The organism is Heyndrickxia vini (assembly GCF_016772275.1).
GTDB classification, from domain to species: Bacteria; Bacillota; Bacilli; order Bacillales; family Bacillaceae_C; genus Heyndrickxia; species Heyndrickxia vini.
The window spans coordinates 3462071-3480842 of sequence record NZ_CP065425.1; the positions used below are offsets into that span (position 1 = coordinate 3462071).

Annotated in this window: 23 protein-coding genes and 2 pseudogenes; 8 read left to right on the plus strand and 17 right to left on the minus strand. The window is 36.6% G+C overall.

The window, feature by feature from the left end; translation table 11 throughout:
* Nucleotides 1-253: 253 nt before the first annotated feature.
* The gene (locus tag I5776_RS17335; RefSeq protein WP_133174984.1) at nt 254-460 is read right to left on the minus strand and encodes a hypothetical protein; all 207 of its coding nucleotides are present in this window, start codon (nt 458-460) and stop codon (nt 254-256) included.
* 93 nt (nt 461-553) lie between these two features.
* On the opposite strand from I5776_RS17335, the gene I5776_RS17340 reads away from it, so the two are divergent.
* The 3 genes from I5776_RS17340 to I5776_RS17350 all read left to right on the plus strand — a co-directional run bounded on the left by I5776_RS17340 (nt 554) and on the right by I5776_RS17350 (nt 3178).
* A complete protein-coding gene (locus I5776_RS17340) occupies nt 554-1594 on the plus strand; it encodes a FecCD family ABC transporter permease (RefSeq protein WP_066232424.1) in 1041 nt (346 codons plus the stop codon).
* On the plus strand, nt 1594-2589 hold the full coding sequence (locus I5776_RS17345; protein ID WP_066232426.1) for a FecCD family ABC transporter permease: 996 nt from the start codon (nt 1594-1596) through the stop codon (nt 2587-2589). The genes I5776_RS17340 and I5776_RS17345 overlap by 1 nt, the downstream gene beginning before the upstream one ends.
* A gap of 70 nt (nt 2590-2659) precedes the next feature.
* Nucleotides 2660-3178: a type 1 glutamine amidotransferase domain-containing protein gene (locus I5776_RS17350; RefSeq protein ID WP_202777592.1), complete on the plus strand. Its 519-nt coding sequence runs from the start codon at nt 2660-2662 to the stop codon at nt 3176-3178.
* Nucleotides 3179-3603: 425 nt separating this feature from the next.
* Here I5776_RS17350 and I5776_RS17355 read toward each other — a convergent pair whose 3' ends face one another.
* Complete coding sequence (locus tag I5776_RS17355) at nt 3604-3780, minus strand: hypothetical protein (RefSeq protein WP_202777594.1); 177 nt, start codon at nt 3778-3780, stop codon at nt 3604-3606.
* Between the two features lie 46 nt (nt 3781-3826).
* Entirely contained in the window at nt 3827-4438 is a 612-nt protein-coding gene (locus tag I5776_RS17360; protein ID WP_202777596.1) for a hypothetical protein, read from the minus strand.
* 206 nt (nt 4439-4644) lie between these two features.
* Between I5776_RS17360 and I5776_RS17365 the strand changes: the two genes are divergently transcribed.
* The gene (locus I5776_RS17365) at nt 4645-5838 is read left to right on the plus strand and encodes a nucleoside transporter C-terminal domain-containing protein (protein ID WP_202777598.1); all 1194 of its coding nucleotides are present in this window, start codon (nt 4645-4647) and stop codon (nt 5836-5838) included.
* A gap of 29 nt (nt 5839-5867) precedes the next feature.
* Here I5776_RS17365 and I5776_RS17370 read toward each other — a convergent pair whose 3' ends face one another.
* The 7 genes from I5776_RS17370 to I5776_RS17400 form a co-directional block, all read right to left on the minus strand.
* Entirely contained in the window at nt 5868-6881 is a 1014-nt protein-coding gene (locus I5776_RS17370) for a C40 family peptidase (RefSeq protein WP_202777599.1), read from the minus strand.
* A gap of 260 nt (nt 6882-7141) precedes the next feature.
* On the minus strand, nt 7142-8200 hold the full coding sequence (locus tag I5776_RS17375) for a dipeptide epimerase (protein WP_202780843.1): 1059 nt from the start codon (nt 8198-8200) through the stop codon (nt 7142-7144).
* A gap of 61 nt (nt 8201-8261) precedes the next feature.
* Nucleotides 8262-9425 (minus strand): DUF819 family protein, encoded by a 1164-nt coding sequence (locus I5776_RS17380; protein WP_202777601.1) that lies wholly within the window; start codon nt 9423-9425, stop codon nt 8262-8264.
* Between the two features lie 67 nt (nt 9426-9492).
* Nucleotides 9493-9819, minus strand: a complete 327-nt coding sequence (locus I5776_RS17385; RefSeq protein WP_202777603.1) for a DUF3870 domain-containing protein — start codon at nt 9817-9819, stop codon at nt 9493-9495.
* 182 nt (nt 9820-10001) lie between these two features.
* Nucleotides 10002-10553, minus strand: coding sequence for a YdhK family protein (locus tag I5776_RS17390; protein WP_066226536.1), 552 nt, complete (start codon nt 10551-10553; stop codon nt 10002-10004).
* Nucleotides 10554-10654: 101 nt separating this feature from the next.
* On the minus strand, nt 10655-11197 hold the full coding sequence (locus I5776_RS17395) for a GrpB family protein (protein ID WP_202777605.1): 543 nt from the start codon (nt 11195-11197) through the stop codon (nt 10655-10657).
* 71 nt (nt 11198-11268) lie between these two features.
* On the minus strand, nt 11269-11619 hold the full coding sequence (locus I5776_RS17400) for a VOC family protein (protein ID WP_066226533.1): 351 nt from the start codon (nt 11617-11619) through the stop codon (nt 11269-11271).
* Between the two features lie 158 nt (nt 11620-11777).
* Between I5776_RS17400 and I5776_RS17405 the strand changes: the two genes are divergently transcribed.
* Both I5776_RS17405 and I5776_RS17410 read left to right on the plus strand, forming a co-directional pair.
* Complete coding sequence (locus tag I5776_RS17405; RefSeq protein ID WP_202777607.1) at nt 11778-12278, plus strand: GNAT family N-acetyltransferase; 501 nt, start codon at nt 11778-11780, stop codon at nt 12276-12278.
* 130 nt (nt 12279-12408) lie between these two features.
* Nucleotides 12409-12567 (plus strand): hypothetical protein, encoded by a 159-nt coding sequence (locus tag I5776_RS17410; RefSeq protein ID WP_165797709.1) that lies wholly within the window; start codon nt 12409-12411, stop codon nt 12565-12567.
* A 79-nt stretch (nt 12568-12646) separates the two neighbouring features.
* On the opposite strand, the gene I5776_RS17415 is transcribed toward I5776_RS17410, so the two are convergent.
* Nucleotides 12647-13108: a GNAT family N-acetyltransferase gene (locus I5776_RS17415; RefSeq protein ID WP_066226529.1), complete on the minus strand. Its 462-nt coding sequence runs from the start codon at nt 13106-13108 to the stop codon at nt 12647-12649.
* Nucleotides 13109-13279: 171 nt separating this feature from the next.
* Between I5776_RS17415 and I5776_RS17420 the strand changes: the two genes are divergently transcribed.
* Nucleotides 13280-13726, plus strand: a complete 447-nt coding sequence (locus tag I5776_RS17420; protein WP_202777609.1) for a carboxymuconolactone decarboxylase family protein — start codon at nt 13280-13282, stop codon at nt 13724-13726.
* Between the two features lie 99 nt (nt 13727-13825).
* Here the strand turns inward: I5776_RS17420 and I5776_RS17425 are convergent, their stop codons facing one another.
* The 5 genes and pseudogenes from I5776_RS17425 to I5776_RS17445 all read right to left on the minus strand — a co-directional run bounded on the left by I5776_RS17425 (nt 13826) and on the right by I5776_RS17445 (nt 16478).
* On the minus strand, nt 13826-14296 hold the full coding sequence (locus I5776_RS17425; RefSeq protein WP_066226525.1) for a DinB family protein: 471 nt from the start codon (nt 14294-14296) through the stop codon (nt 13826-13828).
* 284 nt (nt 14297-14580) lie between these two features.
* Nucleotides 14581-15006, minus strand: a complete 426-nt coding sequence (locus I5776_RS17430; protein WP_066226523.1) for an ester cyclase — start codon at nt 15004-15006, stop codon at nt 14581-14583.
* Between the two features lie 129 nt (nt 15007-15135).
* Nucleotides 15136-15590: pseudogene (locus I5776_RS17435) on the minus strand (GNAT family N-acetyltransferase).
* Nucleotides 15591-15712: 122 nt separating this feature from the next.
* The gene (locus I5776_RS17440) at nt 15713-16021 is read right to left on the minus strand and encodes a hypothetical protein (protein ID WP_066226521.1); all 309 of its coding nucleotides are present in this window, start codon (nt 16019-16021) and stop codon (nt 15713-15715) included.
* Nucleotides 16022-16292: 271 nt separating this feature from the next.
* Complete coding sequence (locus tag I5776_RS17445; RefSeq protein ID WP_066226519.1) at nt 16293-16478, minus strand: hypothetical protein; 186 nt, start codon at nt 16476-16478, stop codon at nt 16293-16295.
* A gap of 397 nt (nt 16479-16875) precedes the next feature.
* Here I5776_RS17445 and I5776_RS21475 point away from each other — a divergent pair, with 397 nt between their 5' ends.
* The gene (locus I5776_RS21475; RefSeq protein WP_373454629.1) at nt 16876-17001 is read left to right on the plus strand and encodes a hypothetical protein; all 126 of its coding nucleotides are present in this window, start codon (nt 16876-16878) and stop codon (nt 16999-17001) included.
* Between the two features lie 494 nt (nt 17002-17495).
* On the opposite strand, the pseudogene I5776_RS17450 reads toward I5776_RS21475, so the two are convergent.
* A pseudogene (locus tag I5776_RS17450) lies at nt 17496-18662 on the minus strand (IS256 family transposase).
* Nucleotides 18663-18772: the final 110 nt, after the last annotated feature.

Consider the following 18772-nt stretch of genomic DNA (forward strand, 5'->3'; position numbering starts at 1 on the left):
AATAATTGGATAACGATAATGATTATGATTAAAATAACTTGTAACATTTTACAATTAAAAAAGTTTGGCCCAATTTACATATATCAGTTTATTTATAATGCCCTATTATAAATATAATGTTCTGTAATATTTTTATAGATATTATCATTACGGACGGCAGCTGTCATTATCTAACTATTAGTTGCTTTAGTGATGTTGTGTTCCTAATAAACCATTAATATCAATTCCTCATATGTTTCTTGCCTATAATTTGTTACAAATAAAACTGTGAATCTAAGCATTTGTTATTGATGTATTTTTCTTTAATCTTGTTATCTATTTCCACAATCCATTCTTTCATTATTTTTGCTCTCCACTCATTCGTTAATCCGTTTGTAAAGTATTGATGTTTATAATCATCATCATGACAAGAAACTGATTTATTATTAGTAGGATGATGGCTTGTATTGGTATAATTCATGATGACAGGTATTAGGTTAACATGCCTTAGTGAAACAACGTTTATATGATAAAATAGATGAGGATTTAGTAACTAATAAAGGATGTAGGAATTATGGGGCATAAAGCACCCTCAAATAAAAAGAATAAACCTTTCTTAACAAAAAACGGAAAAGCGTGGGTCATACTAATCGGCGGTTTTCTTTTATTATTGCTTTCGATCATCGTTTCCATCTCCATGGGAGAAGGTAAAACAAGCGTGACAACGATTCTTAATTCTTTCTTCCATTACAACGAGGATAATATTGTTCACCAATACATAAAGGAAATTCGTTTACCACGTGCTTTAGCTGGTGTATTTGTTGGAATCTTTTTGGCGATTTCTGGAGCGATCATGCAAGGAATGACGAGAAATCCTTTGGCTGACCCTTCGATTATGGGGGTCATGGGCGGTTCTGAATTAGCGATTGCGGTAGTATTCGCTTTTTTTCATGGAACCTCCTATCTCTTTCTGCTTTTTGCCTCCTTTATTGGGGCAGGAATTAGTGCAATGATTGTCTTTTCGATCGGATCCTGGACGAAGGGTGGACTAACACCTGTGAAACTTGCCCTTGCAGGAACAGCCATCGGTACGATGTTTAGTGCACTATCAACGACAATTGCGATTCGTTTTAATGTAGCGAGAGACTTAAGTTTCTGGTATGCAGGCGGTGTCGTTGGGACGAAATGGTCGAGCATTCCGTTTATTCTCGTCGTTGCTGTCATCGGAATCCTAATCGCCCTCTTTATATCAAAAAAAATCAATGTATTAAGTATGGGAGAAGATGTCGCATTAGGGTTAGGTATCAATGTGTTTTGGACAAAGCTATTAGGATCGGTTACTGTTGTCCTTTTGACAGGTGCCAGTGTTTCAATCGCTGGAATGATTGGCTTTATCGGATTAATTATTCCACACATTACCCGATTTATTGTTGGTTCGAATTATCGATTGATCATCCCTTGTTCAGGTATACTCGGTGGTCTTCTTTTAATTTTTTCTGATATGCTTTCACGAGTGATCAATCCACCATACGAGACACCTGTAGGGGCCATTACTTCCTTAATTGGTGTACCTTTTTTCCTCTATCTTGCTAGAAGAGAAGGGAGAGGTCTGTGATGAAACGAAAAATAACGATCGTGTTTGGCATTCTTCTTCTTTTATTAATTGCCGTCTTTTTTATTAATTTATCATTAGGGACAATTAGTATTTCACCCCTATCTGTCATAGCTACTTTGGCGGGTTATGGGACTAGTCAGGATGGCATTGTATTGTTTGATTTCCGTCTCCCACGTATTGTAATTGCACTGCTCATAGGAATAGGCTTAGCAATTTCGGGTGTCATCTTGCAAGGAATAACGAACAATGATTTAGCTGACCCAGGAATTTTAGGAATCAATACTGGTGCAGGACTTTTTGTCGTTATCTTTATTTTTTTCACTGAGAATACCGTTTTCAAATCACTTAGCAGTTATCTTATGCCATTGGCTGCTTTTGCCGGAGCCATAATTGCAATGTTTCTTATTTATGTTTTGGCATGGAAAAATGGTATTACCCCTAAACGGTTGATTCTTGTCGGAATCGGAATCAATTCGGCCTTTAGTGCGTTATTGATCATTTTTCAATTAAAAATGACCAACCAAAGCTTCTCCGAAGTCATTACTTGGTTATCGGGCGATCTGTGGGGAACAAATTGGGGGTTTGTTGTAGCTATTTTACCGTGGATTATTGTGCTAGGTTCCTATGTATGGATTAAATCGCGGACACTTAATGTGTTGCGACTCGGTGATGAGTTATCTGTCGGAATGGGAGTAAAATTGGAACGGGAACGCCGCATTCTTCTTTTTGTTGCTGCCGCATTAGCCGGTGCATGTGTTGCTTTTGGTGGCGGTTTGGCTTTTATTGGATTGATTGCACCCCATTTAGCGAAAAGAATCGTTGGGCCACTACACCAAATCATGATACCTGTTGCCGCTTTGATCGGAGCTTTGATTTTATTGATTGGAGATACGATTGCAAGGAACTTCTTCGGTCCATCGGAGATCCCTGTTGGTTTGATTGTGTCAATTATCGGTGCTCCGTATTTTGTGTATTTATTGGTGAAAACAGCATAAGGATTCATCTCTTTTACGTTTATATTTGTCCAAATCGGGAACATATACACTATAAAGGAGATGATTTTTCTTGAGTAAAAAAATTGCAACAGTGATCACAGACCTGTTTGAGGATTCAGAATATAGTGAGCCTGCAAAAGCCTTTCAGGAAGCAGGACATACTGTCGTAACGATTGAAAAGGAAAAAGGAAAGAAGATAACAGGAAAAAATAAGGAAGTAGAAGTCACAATCGATGAAAGTATTGACTCAGTAAATCCGAATGACTATGACGCATTATTTATTCCAGGTGGATTTTCTCCCGATCAACTTCGTGCAGATGACCGTTTTGTTCAATTCGCCAAAGCGTTTATGGATGAAAGTAAACCAGTGTTCGCTATTTGTCATGGACCACAATTGCTTATTACTGCAAAATCACTAGATGGCAGAGATGCAACTGGATATACTTCAATAAAAGTGGATTTAGAGAATGCTGGAGTTAATTTTCGCGATGAAGAAGTCGTTGTGTGCGGTGAACAGCTTGTCACGAGTCGAACACCGAAAGATATCCCCGCATTTAATCGTGAAGCATTGAAGCTTTTGAATAAATAATGATTGATAACCTATCCCGGCTAATGCCGGGATATTTGTGTTTAGGGAACATCGATTTGATTTTATGCAACATCGGAATCTGGTTTGAGGATTATGTACCTTCTTACAAACTACATTGAGGTACCTGTTTGCAATTTTTCATTAATGATATACCTCATCAACTGCTTATGAGGTACTTCTTTTGGTTTTTTCTTCACTAATGTACCTCATCACCCGCTTATAAGGTGTTTCTTTTGGTTTTTTCTTCACTGATGTACCTCATCACCCATTTATAAGGTACTTCTTTTGGTTTTTTCTTCACTGATGTACCTCATCACCCATTTACAAGGTACTTCTTTTGGTTTTTTCTTCACTAATGTATCTCATCACCCACTTATGAGGTACTTCTCTTTCTGTTTTCATCAATGATGTATCCCATAGCCCATTTATGAGGTACTTCTTTTTCCTTTTTCATCAATGATGTATCCCATAGCCCATTTATGAGGTACTTCTCTTTCTTTTTTCATCAATGATGTATCCCATAGCCCACTTATGAGGTACTTCTTTTTCCTTTTTCTTGTTTGTGGATCATAGCATCTCATAAGTCTATGTTCTTTTTTCAAAAAAAAATAGGACACTAGAAAGTCTACTGTCCCAAAATTACCCTAATTAATCCATGTCTATAATTATTTCAGAAAGGATTGGAGTCTCCTTATATGTGTATGGCTCCTTAAATGCTTTAAATACAAATTGCAATCCAGAAAGATCATCAGGCAGTGGCGGTGACACGATAAAATTGTAGCTAAAATGTCCACCTGTTCCCCCTCCGTCATTCATTCGGCAGCTGTACTCCTCTGCTATGAATAACTCCCAATGACGTTGCCTACGAAAATGATCCTCATGAGAATCTTTTGTATCATCCCAATCAATCGTAAAGTTTACTACACTTGCATTATTATACTGGCGCATGAATGCCACTGTATAAAAATATTCATCTTTTGCCACTGATTTCAATATTGGCATATACTTTTGGAATTTATTCGGTTCAACTTGAGGTCGAAACTCTTCGTCATTTCTTAACGTGCTAAATACCGCATGTAACAAATCTTCGTAAAGATCATACTTATCGGCCCACTCAGAAATATATTTTTTTGGCGGAAATCCAGGATCAGCATTTGATACTTCTTTCCTCTGTTGGATTAATGAACAAATCTGCTCATCAATCTGGCGGATTCTTTCATCATAATGATTAGTAGGTCGTTCAAATGGCAAACGTTTCATTTTTTCCCCCTTGTGGACTTTTCTAGATTCGCCTTACTATCCCCTATTGATTTAGTCAACGCTTTTATTTTACCCCATCATGATTGTTAATTACAGTTAATTCCTTCTTCTTATCTCATTGCTTAGATGTGTTCTTTCTACTCGATACAATTAATGTTTTGAATAAGTGTTTTTTGTTTAGGGAAAAATTTAACTGGGGTGATGACTTGTTCTTTTTATTAAATATACTCGGTGTATTGATTGTAGCCGGACTGGTTTTCCTTTGTTCACCAGCTAAGCGTAAAATAAAGTGGCGATCTCTTCTTAGCTTGTTTATCGTTGAACTTGTAATTACTTGGTTTATGTTATCAACATCAATTGGGACATGGATTATTAATAAGATTGCCGCTTTCTTTTCTTGGTTGGTTTCATGTGCCAATGATGGAATTGCCTTTGCTTTTCCTTCGGTGATGGCAAATGACACGGTTGATTTCTTTTTTAGCGCTTTGATGCCGATTATTTTTATTGTTACTTTTTTCGATATTTTATCTTATTTTGGAATTATGACATGGATCATTGACAAGGTAGGATGGGTCATATCGAAAATTTCCGGTTTACCAAAGATGGAAAGTTTCTTCTCGATTCAAATGATGTTTTTAGGAAATACGGAGGCTTTGGCAGTTATTCGGGAACAGTTGATTGTCCTGAAAAGTCAACGACTTCTTACTTTCGGCATCATGAGTATGAGTAGTGTCAGTGGTTCCATTCTTGGAGCTTATTTATCCATGGTTCCCGCTGAATATGTATTTGCCGCGATTCCGTTAAACTGTTTAAATGCATTATTATTAGCAAGCATTTTAAACCCGGTTGAAGTTAGTAAGGAAGAAGATATCGTCTATGTTCCACCGAAAGAAGAAAAAAAAGATTTCTTCTCTACGATTTCAAACAGTATGCTCGTTGGCATAAATATGGTCATTGTTATTCTAGCAATGGTTATTGGATATGTTGCAATAACATCATGCCTTAATGGAATACTCGGGTTCTTCGTACATGGATTAACCATTCAAAAGATTTTCGGTATTATTTTCAGTCCTTTTGCTTTCCTCTTAGGATTAGGAACGCACGATGCCATGTATGTTGCATCCTTAATGGGAATCAAAATTTCAACCAATGAATTTGTCGCTATGATGGACTTAAAAAGCCATTTAAAGGACATGTCTCCACATACGATTGCTGTAACTGTTACATTCTTAACCTCATTTGCCAACTTTAGTACAGTCGGCATGATTTACGGCACATATAATTCGATATTCGGAGAAAGTAGCTCAAGTATTATTGGGAAAAATGTGTGGAAGCTTTTAGTTAGTGGAATGGCAGTCTCACTACTTAGTGCCATGATTGTCGGATTATTTGTGTGGTAGGAAGAAGGGGACAAACCCCTTTTTCCTATTTAAGGTAAGTATCTTCTTGCACCTGCTAATTCTTCGATATATCCTTTCGTGTTAACGGGGATGATTTCAACATTTTTCTTAGAGTTTGGCGAATGGATCATCATTCCATCCCCCGCATACATTGCTACGTGATGGACACTTCCTTTTCCATTATCGTGTGCAAAGAAAAGCAAATCTCCCGGTTGTAATTCATCTAGATTCACAGGTATACCATTTTTAGCTTGAACACTTGAGTCTCTTGGAATTGTGATGCCATGGGATTGATACATAGTAAATGTAAATCCGGAACAATCAAATCCAAAACCGCTCATCCCCGCCCATAAATAGTGCAACCCAAGAAATTTTTTTCCGGTTTCCACTAATTCTTTACCTGTTGGCGTAGGGATATCAGCTTGTGAACGATACATTTGTGCATGTTCTTTTTTTATAAAAGCAAGTTTGCCATTTGGTTTACGTACTTTATAAGCGTATTTTGTTTCTCCTTCATATGGAAGGCGAGTATTATAGCTAATTTCGATTTCCTTCTTTTTAAAAGATGGTGACTGATAAAGAAATGTTGTCGGTTCAGTAATCATTACAAATGGTTGATTGTCTTCCTTTGCGAACTTTTTGTTAAAAGCAAGTTGGGAAGCTGGCATCCAACCTGGATAACCAATTTCACTTCTCGGAGTTGGCTGTCCTTCTATTGCTACTTTTACCCAGTCCCCTTGCCGCTCAAGGATGGTCACTTTATTTCCGTATAAGCCTTGAGTTTCCAGCATCCCATCACCTGATAATTGTAATTGTTGTTCAAGATTCATGGCGTTCGTCCATTTTCTCATATCGACCGGGTTTGTTGCTGAAGGAGCATCAACTGGACGTAAAATATTAGGTGCTGTCCAAAGTGTCGCAACAGAGACGTCGATATAAGCAGTTTCTTCCGACTTTTTCTCTTTTGCTTCTGTATTTGTAGGATTCACTATTCCAAAGCCTACTAGAAAAACCGCTACTAACGTTAATACGAATCGTTTCATTCCTAATTCCTCCCTTTTTTAAAATTATCAATGAAACTATTAATCTATTAGTGATATTTCGATTTATGACGGATAGAATCTGTTTTGTGACTCATAGATTTCGATTTGTGCATCATACTTTTTGGTTTGTGGATCATAGATCCAGTTCTTACCGCTGTTTTTTCTGTTTGGGTAGCATAGAATCTGTTTTGCGACTCATAGATTTCGATTTGTGCATCATACTTTCAAGTTTGTGGATCATCGTTACACCTTTCGACGACCTAAAGCACCGTTCCAATCCCAGGCAAATCAGATAATTGAATGTTTTCCCCTTTATAAGTCATCACGTCTGGTTCTTCAGAAAGCCAAAGGGGCGCATCCAGATCAAAGTATTTTACATTTGGATGTGCGGCGGCAAAATGTGCGGCGGCTCCTACTGAAAGGGTTGGTTCCATCATACTTCCAATCATGCAGGCGACCCCATTTGCTTCAGCAATACTTGCAATACTCCAGGCTTGCGAGATTCCACCGCATTTCATAAGTTTGATATTTAATAGATCAATATAACGACCTGAGACGAGTTTGAGTGTATCTTTTGCAGAAAACAGACTTTCATCCGCCATGATTGGCGTTGATACTCTTTCTGTGACGAATTTCAGGCCATCAAGGTCATAGCTGGCAACAGGCTGTTCAATGAATTCAATATTAAACTGTTTTTCTTCCATTTCTTTAATTAGTTGGACCGCTTGTTTTGGCTTCCATCCTTGATTTGCATCAAGACGAAGCATTACCGTATTAGGAATAACTGAATGGATAGCTTCAATGCGTGCAATATCAAGCTGTGGATCGGCCCCAACCTTTATCTTTAATGTTTGGAACCCATCTTCTACACTTTTTTTAGCATCTAATGCCATTTTCTCAGGTGTATCTACGCCTACGGTCATACATGTGGTTAAAGCACGTTTGTCACCAAGAAATGCATATAAAGGGATGTTCAGCAGTTTGCAATAGGCATCATGCAAAGCAATATCTGCTGCGGCTTTTGCACTTGTATTTCCAACACAGCACGTTTGGATTCGCTGAATAGCTGTTTGAAAATGGGTAATATCTTTACCAACCAGAGCATTTTTTATTGGGCCTGTTATTGCTGCCTCAATACCTTCCGATGAGTCACCCGTGATAACAAAGGTTGGTGCAGCAGCACCTCGTCCGATAATGCCATTCTCTAGTGTTAACGAAACTTCAATGTTCTCAATTTCAGTTGCAGTTCTTAATGCTGTCTTGAAGGGTACACGCAACGGAATATTACGACGCTTGACTTGTAAATCTTGAATAATCATACAAAGACGCTCCCTTTCATTCATTTAATTTGAGGGGATACCAGGCAGACCCGTTATCCCATTAAAAAATACTTAAAATTTTCGCAACAATCATTCCAAAATAGGTTCCTAGGAATGAGCCAATTAATGCCATGATAACCCCGATTGGGATTAGGGCGCGGCTGTAGGCTGCTGCTAGCATTGGTGCGGATGCCATTCCACCGATATTGGCAAGACTTGCTACGCCAAGTGTAAATAAATCATATTTAAAGAGTTTGCCTAATAACAACATGATGATTAAATGAATCAACATAATTAAAAATCCTGAGATGAGATAAATTGGTGCTTGTGCGATATTTGAAAAATCGGATTGTGAAGCGATTAAAGCAACAATGATATAAAGCATTACATTAGATACATCGAGTGCACCTGCAATTTTTGCAACAGGTGTTTGTCCTAAAATTAACCCAATAACAGATGCAATCATTATCGTCCAGCTTGTCCCATTAATTACTGCCCCTACTTCAGGAAGATGTTGCCCTGCGAAGGTGGATAATGACGAGATTAATAAGCCAATCCCGAGCAAATACAAAATATGTTGGAACTGAATCCCGGATTTTTCTTCTGAACTCGCTGCTGCTTCTTCAAACCCTTGTTGAATAAAACCTGTATCTGCTTTTGTCCAACGATTAAACTTACCTGCAAATGGAACGAGCCAAAACATGAACATAACCCAAACAGCGTAATTGATCGTGTCCATCATTAATGCATAACCGAAGATATTCTCCGGTACTTTCAAAATACCTTGAAGGGCAACCATATTAGCGGAACCGCCTGTCCAACTACCAGCAAGTGCGCCGAACGCCTTCCACGTATCTTTAATGTAAAAATGTTGAAAAGCAATATAGACAACGACAAAACCAACCATAATACTGAAAACTGCTACTAAAAATCCTCCAAGCATTCTAGGTCCAAGCTTAAATATGCTTCGGATGTCACATTTTAATAACATAATTGCCAGCATTGCCGGGAGCAGCGCCCCTTTTACATTCGTATAAACGGATGCTGTGGAATCATTATGAGCAAATAATCCACATGTTTGCATGATGGCGGAACCGATGTAAATAAGAACGATACCCGGTATAAATTTAAAAAATCGATTGCTGGAAAACTTTTTCTCAAATGCAACCATTAAAGCTGCAAATGCCACCAAAACACTTAGATACATAAAACCATCAGTAATCATAAATTTATATCCTCCTTTAAAAGACAAAAAATCCAGCCTAACAATGAAAAGTTAGACTGGATTTTGCCTAGGTTTTTTTAGACAAAGCAGTAATAGCATGATATTTTTTTAAGGCATCCTGAAAAGCGACAATCATCGCCTTTTGGGAAGAACCAAAATAACGATTTGAGATATCTTCTAAGAGTGACGGATCATCGATATGACGGCCAATGAAGAGTGATTGGACAAATCTTCGAGTTAAGTCTACCGTCGCCGAACAATCTACATCAATAATTTTTCCTGTAGTCCGATTGACAACTAATGCGAGAAAATACTGACTGAATTTCTTAGTGATCGGATTATTTTGCGAAGACTTCGCATCTCCCGTAATAAAAATTGCTTCTTTCTCGTACATACGATTGTTTCCTTTCAATTTTATTAACAGACGATACAAGGAACAAACAAGGGACACTTGTTCAGCGCTTATATCATGTAATCGTTTTCAAAGGAATACTATTAATATATCATTTTTTTTGTAATCAGACAATAGGAAATATTTTGTCTGAAAAAGGACAATGGATCTAGTCCACTGTCCTGCTATGATAATTCACTTTCAGTCACCCATTTATGGTTCTTAACTTCTTTGCCCCCGTTAGTTGGCTTGTAGTCGACCATATAGACAGTTGTTTTTTCCGCTGAAACAATTTCTGCTTTTGCACCTTTCATTCCCTTCATATGATCGGCTTCAATGGTAACTTTGTCTCCCGGTTTGAACGTTTTATCGTCTGCATTTTTTATTTCTTCCTGAATCACCCATTTGTGATTCTCCACTTTCGGTCCGCCAGTTGTGGGCGTGTAGGTAATGATATATGCTGTCGTATCATATGCCCCGACAATTGTTGCTTCTGCACCTTTCATCCCCTTCATGTGGTCTGTTTGAATGGTGGCTTTACTTCCAGCTTGAAATTTAGGATTCGCAGCAACCTTCAGCCCTTTAGGGACTTCGCTTGAACTAGAATGTTTCATATCCATATGTTCTTCGGATTCGGAATTTGATTTTACATGTTTGTCTGGTTCTTTAGTTGAAGAACAGGCAGCAATCGAAATTGTTAAAATGATCACGACAATACTTAATATGTACTTTTTCATAATATCCTCCTCAAGTTTGCTGTTTAGGAAAAAAGGTTCCCTTAACTATATTTACCTTAAATAAAATCGGTAAACATACAGCCTTTTTGAGATGGAATTCTTTATTCGTCATTCGTCGATCTAGTTCCATTCCTTTGCTTTTCTTCAAACCAGTAAAGCGCCTTTTTCTCCATTTCTTGTACAAAAGATTTTTTCGCTTGGCTGTATTCTCTAGTGTCTTCAAACCGCTGGGCTAACTCGTCTTTAAAGCGACTATATTTGGAGACCGCTTCCGGATGAGCGCGCAAATAATCTCGAAAGATTAAATGTCGATTGATTTGAGGGTTGTCATATTGATAAAAGTGAATATGATGTGTACGATTTTCCCCGCCTTTTCGAAATAATCTTCTCCCGGGAATTCCCCATTCACCTGCAACATCATAGCCTAATGAGTTCATTTTTTGATTAAAAGAATCTATCCTCTCGATCTCTTTTACAATACACATCATGTCGATAACAGGTTTAGCCTTCAACCCTTTAACAGATGTACTGCCAAAATGCTCACATTTAATGATTTCATCACCAAAAATAGTATTTAGGAATTGTTCCTCCATTTGAAACATTTTAGCCCAATTTTCATCAAAATTAGATAGGCGAACTTTCATTTGATTACTCCTTTCTTAGTTGTAAACAACAAAAAAGGCTGAAACAATCCAGCCTTTGTAAATTCTATGCATCATTTATTTTGAATAAGTCCAAAACCTAATCCTACAGGGTCAACCAAGTAGGCGAGATAGAAATCATCAAACTCCATTTTCTCACGCACAATCATCGCGCCATTTTCTTTCGCGTTCGCAATAGCATCATCGATTGAATCCACTTCGATTTGAATACGCGTTCCATATGGATAATCATTAGGACCTTTTCCAATCCCCCCGTTCATCCCTGGCTTTTCTTCTCCCCCTGTGGTGACTTCGCGATAGTCCCAATTAGGTGCGGAAATTTCCCAACCGAAAACACTCGAATAAAACTTGGCAGCTTTCTCAGGATCTTGACTATTTAACTCGAATCCAATCACTCTTCCCATTCCAACCATCCTTTCAAAACTATATTTATTAGAATCTTTAGTTAACACTTCTATATTTGGTGGAAAATCCCTTCTTCACAAATAAAAAAATCTCGCAATCACTCCATTTGTCGATTATTATTTTATTAATATAATTTTTTAAAAAAGGAGAAAAACTCATGCTACAAATTAGAGATGCTGTTTCGAGTGATTTACCTGCCATTCTTGACATATACAATGATGCAATACGAAATCTTACTGCTACTTTTGATCTTACCGAACAAACATTAGAAGAACGGACAGTTTGGTTTAATAAATATGGAGGACAATATCCATTAATTGTTGCGGAATTAAATCATGAAGTCGTTGGGTATAGCTGCTTAACTATGTTCAGGGACAAACCTGCTTACGCTAAAACGTCGGAATTATCGATTTATATCTCTCCGAATCATCAAGGGGCCGGTATTGGAAGTGCGTTAATGAAGGAAATTCTTAAGCGAGCCGCAGAACTTGATTACCATACGGTCATCGGCGGAATTACCGGCGGCAACGAAGGAAGTGTTATGCTTCACAAGAAGTTTGGATTTGAATTTGTTGGAAACTTTAAAGAAGTCGGATTTAAATTTGGTGAATGGCAAGATGTACATTTTTATCAACGGATGATTGAAAAAGGGGCATAATAAATCAGGGAACGCATGTAATTGATGGACTTGGAGGACAGTGTCCGCTTACCATATATTGATTTGGGAATTATCTATTGAATTGTTGCAAATAATAAGATTGATAAATAATCAATAGAGGAGGTCCAGTATGCAACAGGATCAACAAACTAACAATAAGTCGGGCTCAATTATGAAACCGGAATTTGCCGGAACGGATGCACAAAAAGTAAAACAACAAATTCAAAAAGATGTAAGCGAGGGACAAGGTGCAATGACATCCCGCGAGGCCGGAGCAATGCGTGATTAGAAAACTACTCTTGTAGTGAATCTCCTAAGTTGGATTAGTCATCCAACTTAGGGGAGATAAGCTCATTCCGATCTCCCGTTCAGGAAGGAAAATACTCCATTGGTTCGGTACAATGAACATACCCATTTTTCTTGTAATAATTAATCGCATCATCACTTGGCCATACAATAACAAATTCATAATTGTTTTCTTTAATCCACTTATTTATTGTAGCTAATAGTTTACTTCCAATCCCCTTATTTCTAAAATCCGGAACAGTATATACGTTTGTCATGTAAGCAAATGGGTAGGTGATCCTACCTGGGCGGGGAACCTTTTGTATTAATTCTATGTATATGTGTGAAACAATTTTCCCACTTTCCTCCGCAACCCAAATAAACCATTGACCATTATTTAGTGCATTTTCTAAAAATGCTTGGCATTCTTTTTCAAAATCTGCGAATGATTCATCTTTTTTACTTTCATCGTGTTCAATTGTAAAATCCCATCTCATCCTTATTAGTTGCTTAATGTCTATTTCTTCAGCAAGCCTTATGTTCATCTATTGCTTCTCCCCTTTCTTGTCCTTTTTAAAATATTCTACACTAATCTTTATTGCCTTTTAAGAATAAAGATTAGTGGATTGTGGACAAGTTAGTAATGGTCATATAAACTTGGTTCAAATGTAAGACTACAATAAAAATGTATGATCTTTTTTTAGGAGGCCGGGAAAATGGAACAACGCATTAATTATTATGAACTAGCGCCTGAAGCACTTAAAATTATGATGGAAATGGAGAAATACACCAAATCTACTAGTATCGATCGGAAACTCCGTGAACTAATTAAAATTAGAGCTTCTCAAATTAATGGCTGTGCCTTTTGCCTTAATATGCATACCTCTGACGCTCGAAAAATGGGTGAAACGGAACAACGTTTATACTGCGTCGGCACATGGAGAGAATGTGATTTCTACACAGATGCTGAAAAAGTGGCATTAGAATTAACTGAAAATGTAACGTTAGTATCCACTATGCGTGTACCTGACGATCTTTATCATCGAGTGCGTGAGCATTTTAGTGAAAAAGACTATGTAGATCTTGTTATTTTGATCAATCAAATTAATAGTTGGAATCGAATCTCCATTTCAATGGGGAATTTTGCAACTGCAGTAAAATAAGAGATTTTTATCCCTTGATAATTAAAACCCTTAGAAGCAAGAAAAAAAGTCCAATTTCCCAATTTTAATGCTGGGAAATTGGGATTTTTACTATTGACTCTATATCTTTTTTTGCAGTTTTCGAATAAATACGATTTGACCAATGTGATATGCATTATGTGTGGTTACATTTCCAAGTATCTCCCACCACTTCGCATGTACAGGAAAGCCATTTACGTCACTCTCAATTTTTTCTTCCGTTAATAAATCTTGCCATTGTAGCAACACCTCTAAAAGTCGTTCTTTTAAGTCACTGAAACTTTTATTTTCGGGAATTATAAAACTATTATTATTATCACCTATGGAAGGTACAGCATGAACATGAGATTTTTGGTACCTCGTTTGCCATGTTTCATTCCAATAAAGTAGGTGCTGTACAATTTCCGCAATACTATTGCAATTTTCGTTTGGCTTCCAAAACGCTTCTTCCTCTGACAAATTTTCGACAGAGTCGGAAAATGGAAGGTACCAACTAGGATCATTTGCATTAGCTAATAACTGATCGGATAAGACGTCTTTTGCATGAAACATACTCTCCACACTCCTAATAATTTTTTCCTGATTTATTCAAGTTCTTTCTTAATATCAGCAAATCCCATAGCTTGCTTAACCACAAAACTTTATTTGAAAGAGTCAATGTAAAAAGCACTATAGCTTGCGACAAAGAGATTTTTAGAATATTTATCATATAGAAAGCTTAAGAAAGAATTTTTTATCACATACATTGTGGCCATTTTCATCATGAAAGACGCTCTCCTTATTTCAGAATAGCGCCCTAGTAAAAAGAGATTCCTAATACCTTGGAATATTAATAACTATTCAATAGTTTTATTGTACTCTAATTGTTTTTGAACTCCTAACCTATCAATTTGAATCCAATACTCGGAAATTTTTTCATCTTCTATCTTATATACGGCACTTGTCATTTGAGTTATTGGTAGTCCCGTAGGTTGATATCCATCGACTACCCCTACGTGTGTACCTACTTGTTTCCAGCGTACATATACTTTTTGTCCTTGTACCAATAATTCCTGAATTTCCAAAGAATAATTACCATATGCCTCAATCATTTCTCTTACGTGTTCAGCATAATCTTTAGGCGTCCTTAAGACTGTTTGTTCTTCCTCGGATGTAATTTGATGAGCCAGTACTTGTTCAGACATTAATTGATTTGAGTAGTCAGGATTTTTACCTGATCGTACTTCTTCAAAAAAGTTTCTAATTATTTGTTCTGGTGTCATTTGAACACCTCCCTATTTAATTCAATGCTTATTCTACCAGAATTGATTCTATTATTGCTAATCAGGCTCTTTTCATGTAAAAAGCCGCTTTTCCAATTTCGGAGCGCTTATGCTTAAGAATAAACACTCTTATCTATGTCCATCTTTACGGGCATGTATATATCCATAATACGCACAGGTACCATTTTTGGATAAATCCTTAACTTCAAAACCACATTTCTTATAGAAATTAAAATTGTTAGCCGAGGTATGTGCGAACCAATCGCCGTGAGGAAGTTTTTGAACACAAAGTTCCACAATTTTTTTTCCTATACCCTTTCCACGATATTCCGATAAAACAACAAAATCCATTATGTTAGCAGCCATTATTTTGTCTGAGATAACCCTAACCATCCCAATCATTTTGTTATTGTCCCATACAGTAAATGCCCAAGTTGAATTAATAAAAATTAATGAAAACTTTTCCTTTTGCCAATTCGGAGTATTTCTTGCCCAACCAGCATCTTCGAAGAGGGCTTCTACAGCATCTCCTGGAACTCCATCCGTACCTTCTCTAATAGTAACACCATAAAATATTGATACATACGTTTTCCCCCCTATTTTTATATGTATAAATACTACATCGTGAGGTGTTTTACCTATTCTATAAGATAGTGGCATCACTAATGCCTTTATTGCACATGATTGTTTAACGAGCACGTGCTTATTAATCATTATTGTTAGATGACATTGTTGTTCCCTTTGTGCCACTAAGAAAAGATTTAATATAAGTAAATACGCCCGCTAATAAACCAACACTAAATAGAATGCTTCCCACAATTACAAGGTTGTTTATATATGTTTCAATAATCAACGTGTATAGGCTGTCATCATTATCATATACACCTGGCTGATTTGAAACCCAAGAGTCCCCTAGATAGGTTCCAATCGAAACACTAAAAAACATCAAGAACAATCCCATAATCATCAATAAAGACGAGATAATACTAAGTCCCTTAATATGTTCTTTTGACATCGAACTCCCCCTTTAAAAGTTACAAAATTGTTTACTTGGGGTAAACAATTATCTTGATTTGTTAGATATTTCAGAAAATCCCTATTTTCATGAAGCAACATGCTAACTTCAAGCTGAAGGTTTGGAACAGCATAAATGTTAAAAAGTCCAAATGTATGTGAGAGTAAATGATAAATTGTTATATTTGGGTGCAAACCATCTAATTCTGATAGGTAAGGTACTTGGTGATAGGCGAGGTGAATTTTCTCTTTCATATGCAGTTTTATTTCCATTATGAATTCAACCTTTTTAGTAGAACACCATTTGCAACAACGCCAAAAAAACCACCAATTGCCAAAGTATATGCTGCTAATAAAGGTATTGAAGAAAGAGATTCAGTAAGTATTCTAAACATACTAACAGCAAAAATAAGAAAACTACATATAAGTGTAAAAATTATCCGATTTTTATTATTCATTAACTAAACCTCCTAAAAGTTACTAACCTTCTCCACAATCAATCCTTAATAATTTTTCCCCTTGTAATTTTCCCTCTTAAACTATATGAGTAATTTCGTCCTATTAAATCACTTTTTTCAGCATAACTTATATATTCAAGATGTACCTTCCAATTTCCTTGCCTTCCACCCAAAACAGCCCAAAAATGAAAAATGAGCTTTTTTCCTTGTTCCAGGATAGTGTCCGATTATTAAATAACTGTCAATATAAAAGGAGAATTTAATCAAGTCATGTAAAAACCAGAATGGAGTTTTGAATGAATTTGCAATTAAAACGAAAGGTTTAGAATTGCTTCGAATTAGGAAATCTCGGATGGGTTTGGGATTTTTATTCAACTTACTTGAAGAGGAACTTAATATGAGATTTTTGGTGGGGCTCCACCCATTGGATCGTTTAGGTAAACCGGTAGAAGTAGCAAAAACTGTATTACTCCTAGCAAGTGATGTTTCATCATTTATCTTAGAGGTAACTTTTGCCAGTTAATGGCGGTTATACTGCAGCTTAGTCTTTTCACAACTTAAAAATTTCTTTGTGAATAAGAAGTCTTATCCTTATTGAGTGACTAGTGATAGTTAAGCGGAGATTCTCCGCTTATACTACAGAATAGAGCTTGGTTTGGGCGATATAAACGGAGATTTTCCGATTAAGCAAAGCAAAATAACCTATTTTTATGTTTTTAGAGTCAATAGTCGGAAAACTTCCGTCTATTTAAGCTTCTTTTAGTGCTTTTTTCTAATTAAGAGAAATTTCTCCGCTTATTTAGTCAAGTCCTTAATATTGTGTAAAATCCTATACAATGTTTTCAACCTGTTATGATATTTGGGGTTAATCCTTCCCCTTTACATTTTTTGAGCGAAACTTCCATGCGTCTTTTACTCCATATCCAGTCAAGGGTGTCAAAGGTGGTTTTCCTTTGATAGCCTTGACTGGATATGGAATAATCCAAGAATGGAAGTTACCTTAAAAATGAAACATAGCTATCTCTTAATAGATTTTTGTTTTGAATATACGGTCTCTTGATAATGCATTAAAACAGCTCCAACTAAACGAAAAGCAGACTGTGTATTTGGAAAGATACGGATAACTCTTTCTCTTCGACGTACTTCTTGGTTTAAACGTTCAAGAGAATTTGTACTACGAATGTGACATCGTATATCTTCCGGGTACTCCATGTATTGAATGGTATCTTCGAACCCTTCATCTAAAATAGAGAGTGCCTGTTTATACTTAGAATTTTCACCAAACTGATCCATCAGCTCCTCTTTACATTTCCGGGTGTCTTCGATAGTGACCGCTTCAAAAATACGCTTTATCATCATTCGAATATCGGCGGAGTCTTTTTAGGTAGTCTTTCAATGATATTTCGTTTAAAATGTACGTTACACCTTTGCCAGCTAGTTCCAATGAATTCTCGTTGAATGGCTTTTTGTAGTCCTTGATGAGCATCTGAAATCACTAACTTTGGAGATTGAAGACCTCGTGATTTAAGTTGTTTAAAAAAATGGCTCCAACTCTCAAAACTTTCAGCGTGATCTACACTTAGACCAAGTATTTCACGCTTTTTGTGATCCGTAATAGCTGTGGCAATATAAACAGCTTTAGAGACTACACGGTTATGTTCTCTTACTTTTATATACATTGCATCCAAAAAAACAAATGGATAGTATGTTATATTTAAAGTGTTTGTTTTACCAATCATTGACGATAGGATCAAGCTTCTGAGTAAGGGAAGAAACGAATGACTTCGAGATATTTTCGCCACAAAGTTGTTCTACTATGTGCGTAACCTTACGGGTAGAAACCCCGTTGATAACCATCTCCAGCATAGAGAGAACTAAAGCCTGGTCGCACCGAGAATATTTTTCAAAAACGGAAGATGAAAACTCCCCATTTCGAGTTCTAGGCACTCTTAGTTTTATTTTACCGATACTCATGGTTAGTTCTCTTTCATAGTAGCCATTGCGGTAATCTAGACGTTCAGGAGAGCGTTCATAAGCGTCCGCATGTAAATAATCATCTCTTTCCTTTTCCATGTACTCATTTAAAACTAAAACAATCGCTGATTTAATAACTGCGTCAATATTGGAATTCAAAACAGATTCTTTTAAAAGATCCATATCTAGGTTAAACTGTAATTGGGTCATTCTATATTCCTCTTTTCATTGTTTATCGTCGTTGAAAACATTGTTTCCAAGAGGGATTAAAATGACTCTTTTCTTTTTACACAATTATATGGACTTAATCGCTTATTTAT

What these genes read in the sequence shown, in the direction of transcription:
- I5776_RS17335 (WP_133174984.1), bottom strand. Translation starts at nt 460, where the DNA reads ATGAATTATACCAATACAAGCCATCATCCTACTAATAATAAATCAGTT.
- I5776_RS17370 (WP_202777599.1), bottom strand. Translation starts at nt 6,881, where the DNA reads ATGAAACGATTCGTATTAACGTTAGTAGCGGTTTTTCTAGTAGGCTTT.
- I5776_RS17375 (WP_202780843.1), bottom strand. Translation starts at nt 8,200, where the DNA reads ATGATTATTCAAGATTTACAAGTCAAGCGTCGTAATATTCCGTTGCGT.
- I5776_RS17390 (WP_066226536.1), bottom strand. Translation starts at nt 10,553, where the DNA reads ATGAAAAAGTACATATTAAGTATTGTCGTGATCATTTTAACAATTTCG.
- I5776_RS17445 (WP_066226519.1), bottom strand. Translation starts at nt 16,478, where the DNA reads ATGAATAATAAAAATCGGATAATTTTTACACTTATATGTAGTTTTCTT.
- I5776_RS17410 (WP_165797709.1), top strand. Translation starts at nt 12,409, where the DNA reads ATGCAACAGGATCAACAAACTAACAATAAGTCGGGCTCAATTATGAAA.
- I5776_RS17420 (WP_202777609.1), top strand. Translation starts at nt 13,280, where the DNA reads ATGGAACAACGCATTAATTATTATGAACTAGCGCCTGAAGCACTTAAA.
- I5776_RS17360 (WP_202777596.1), bottom strand. Translation starts at nt 4,438, where the DNA reads ATGAAACGTTTGCCATTTGAACGACCTACTAATCATTATGATGAAAGA.
- I5776_RS17415 (WP_066226529.1), bottom strand. Translation starts at nt 13,108, where the DNA reads ATGAACATAAGGCTTGCTGAAGAAATAGACATTAAGCAACTAATAAGG.
- I5776_RS17380 (WP_202777601.1), bottom strand. Translation starts at nt 9,425, where the DNA reads ATGATTACTGATGGTTTTATGTATCTAAGTGTTTTGGTGGCATTTGCA.
- I5776_RS21475 (WP_373454629.1), top strand. Translation starts at nt 16,876, where the DNA reads ATGAGATTTTTGGTGGGGCTCCACCCATTGGATCGTTTAGGTAAACCG.
- I5776_RS17425 (WP_066226525.1), bottom strand. Translation starts at nt 14,296, where the DNA reads ATGTTTCATGCAAAAGACGTCTTATCCGATCAGTTATTAGCTAATGCA.
- I5776_RS17405 (WP_202777607.1), top strand. Translation starts at nt 11,778, where the DNA reads ATGCTACAAATTAGAGATGCTGTTTCGAGTGATTTACCTGCCATTCTT.
- I5776_RS17430 (WP_066226523.1), bottom strand. Translation starts at nt 15,006, where the DNA reads ATGACACCAGAACAAATAATTAGAAACTTTTTTGAAGAAGTACGATCA.
- I5776_RS17395 (WP_202777605.1), bottom strand. Translation starts at nt 11,197, where the DNA reads ATGAAAGTTCGCCTATCTAATTTTGATGAAAATTGGGCTAAAATGTTT.
- I5776_RS17440 (WP_066226521.1), bottom strand. Translation starts at nt 16,021, where the DNA reads ATGTCAAAAGAACATATTAAGGGACTTAGTATTATCTCGTCTTTATTG.
- I5776_RS17345 (WP_066232426.1), top strand. Translation starts at nt 1,594, where the DNA reads ATGAAACGAAAAATAACGATCGTGTTTGGCATTCTTCTTCTTTTATTA.
- I5776_RS17340 (WP_066232424.1), top strand. Translation starts at nt 554, where the DNA reads ATGGGGCATAAAGCACCCTCAAATAAAAAGAATAAACCTTTCTTAACA.
- I5776_RS17385 (WP_202777603.1), bottom strand. Translation starts at nt 9,819, where the DNA reads ATGTACGAGAAAGAAGCAATTTTTATTACGGGAGATGCGAAGTCTTCG.
- I5776_RS17400 (WP_066226533.1), bottom strand. Translation starts at nt 11,619, where the DNA reads ATGGGAAGAGTGATTGGATTCGAGTTAAATAGTCAAGATCCTGAGAAA.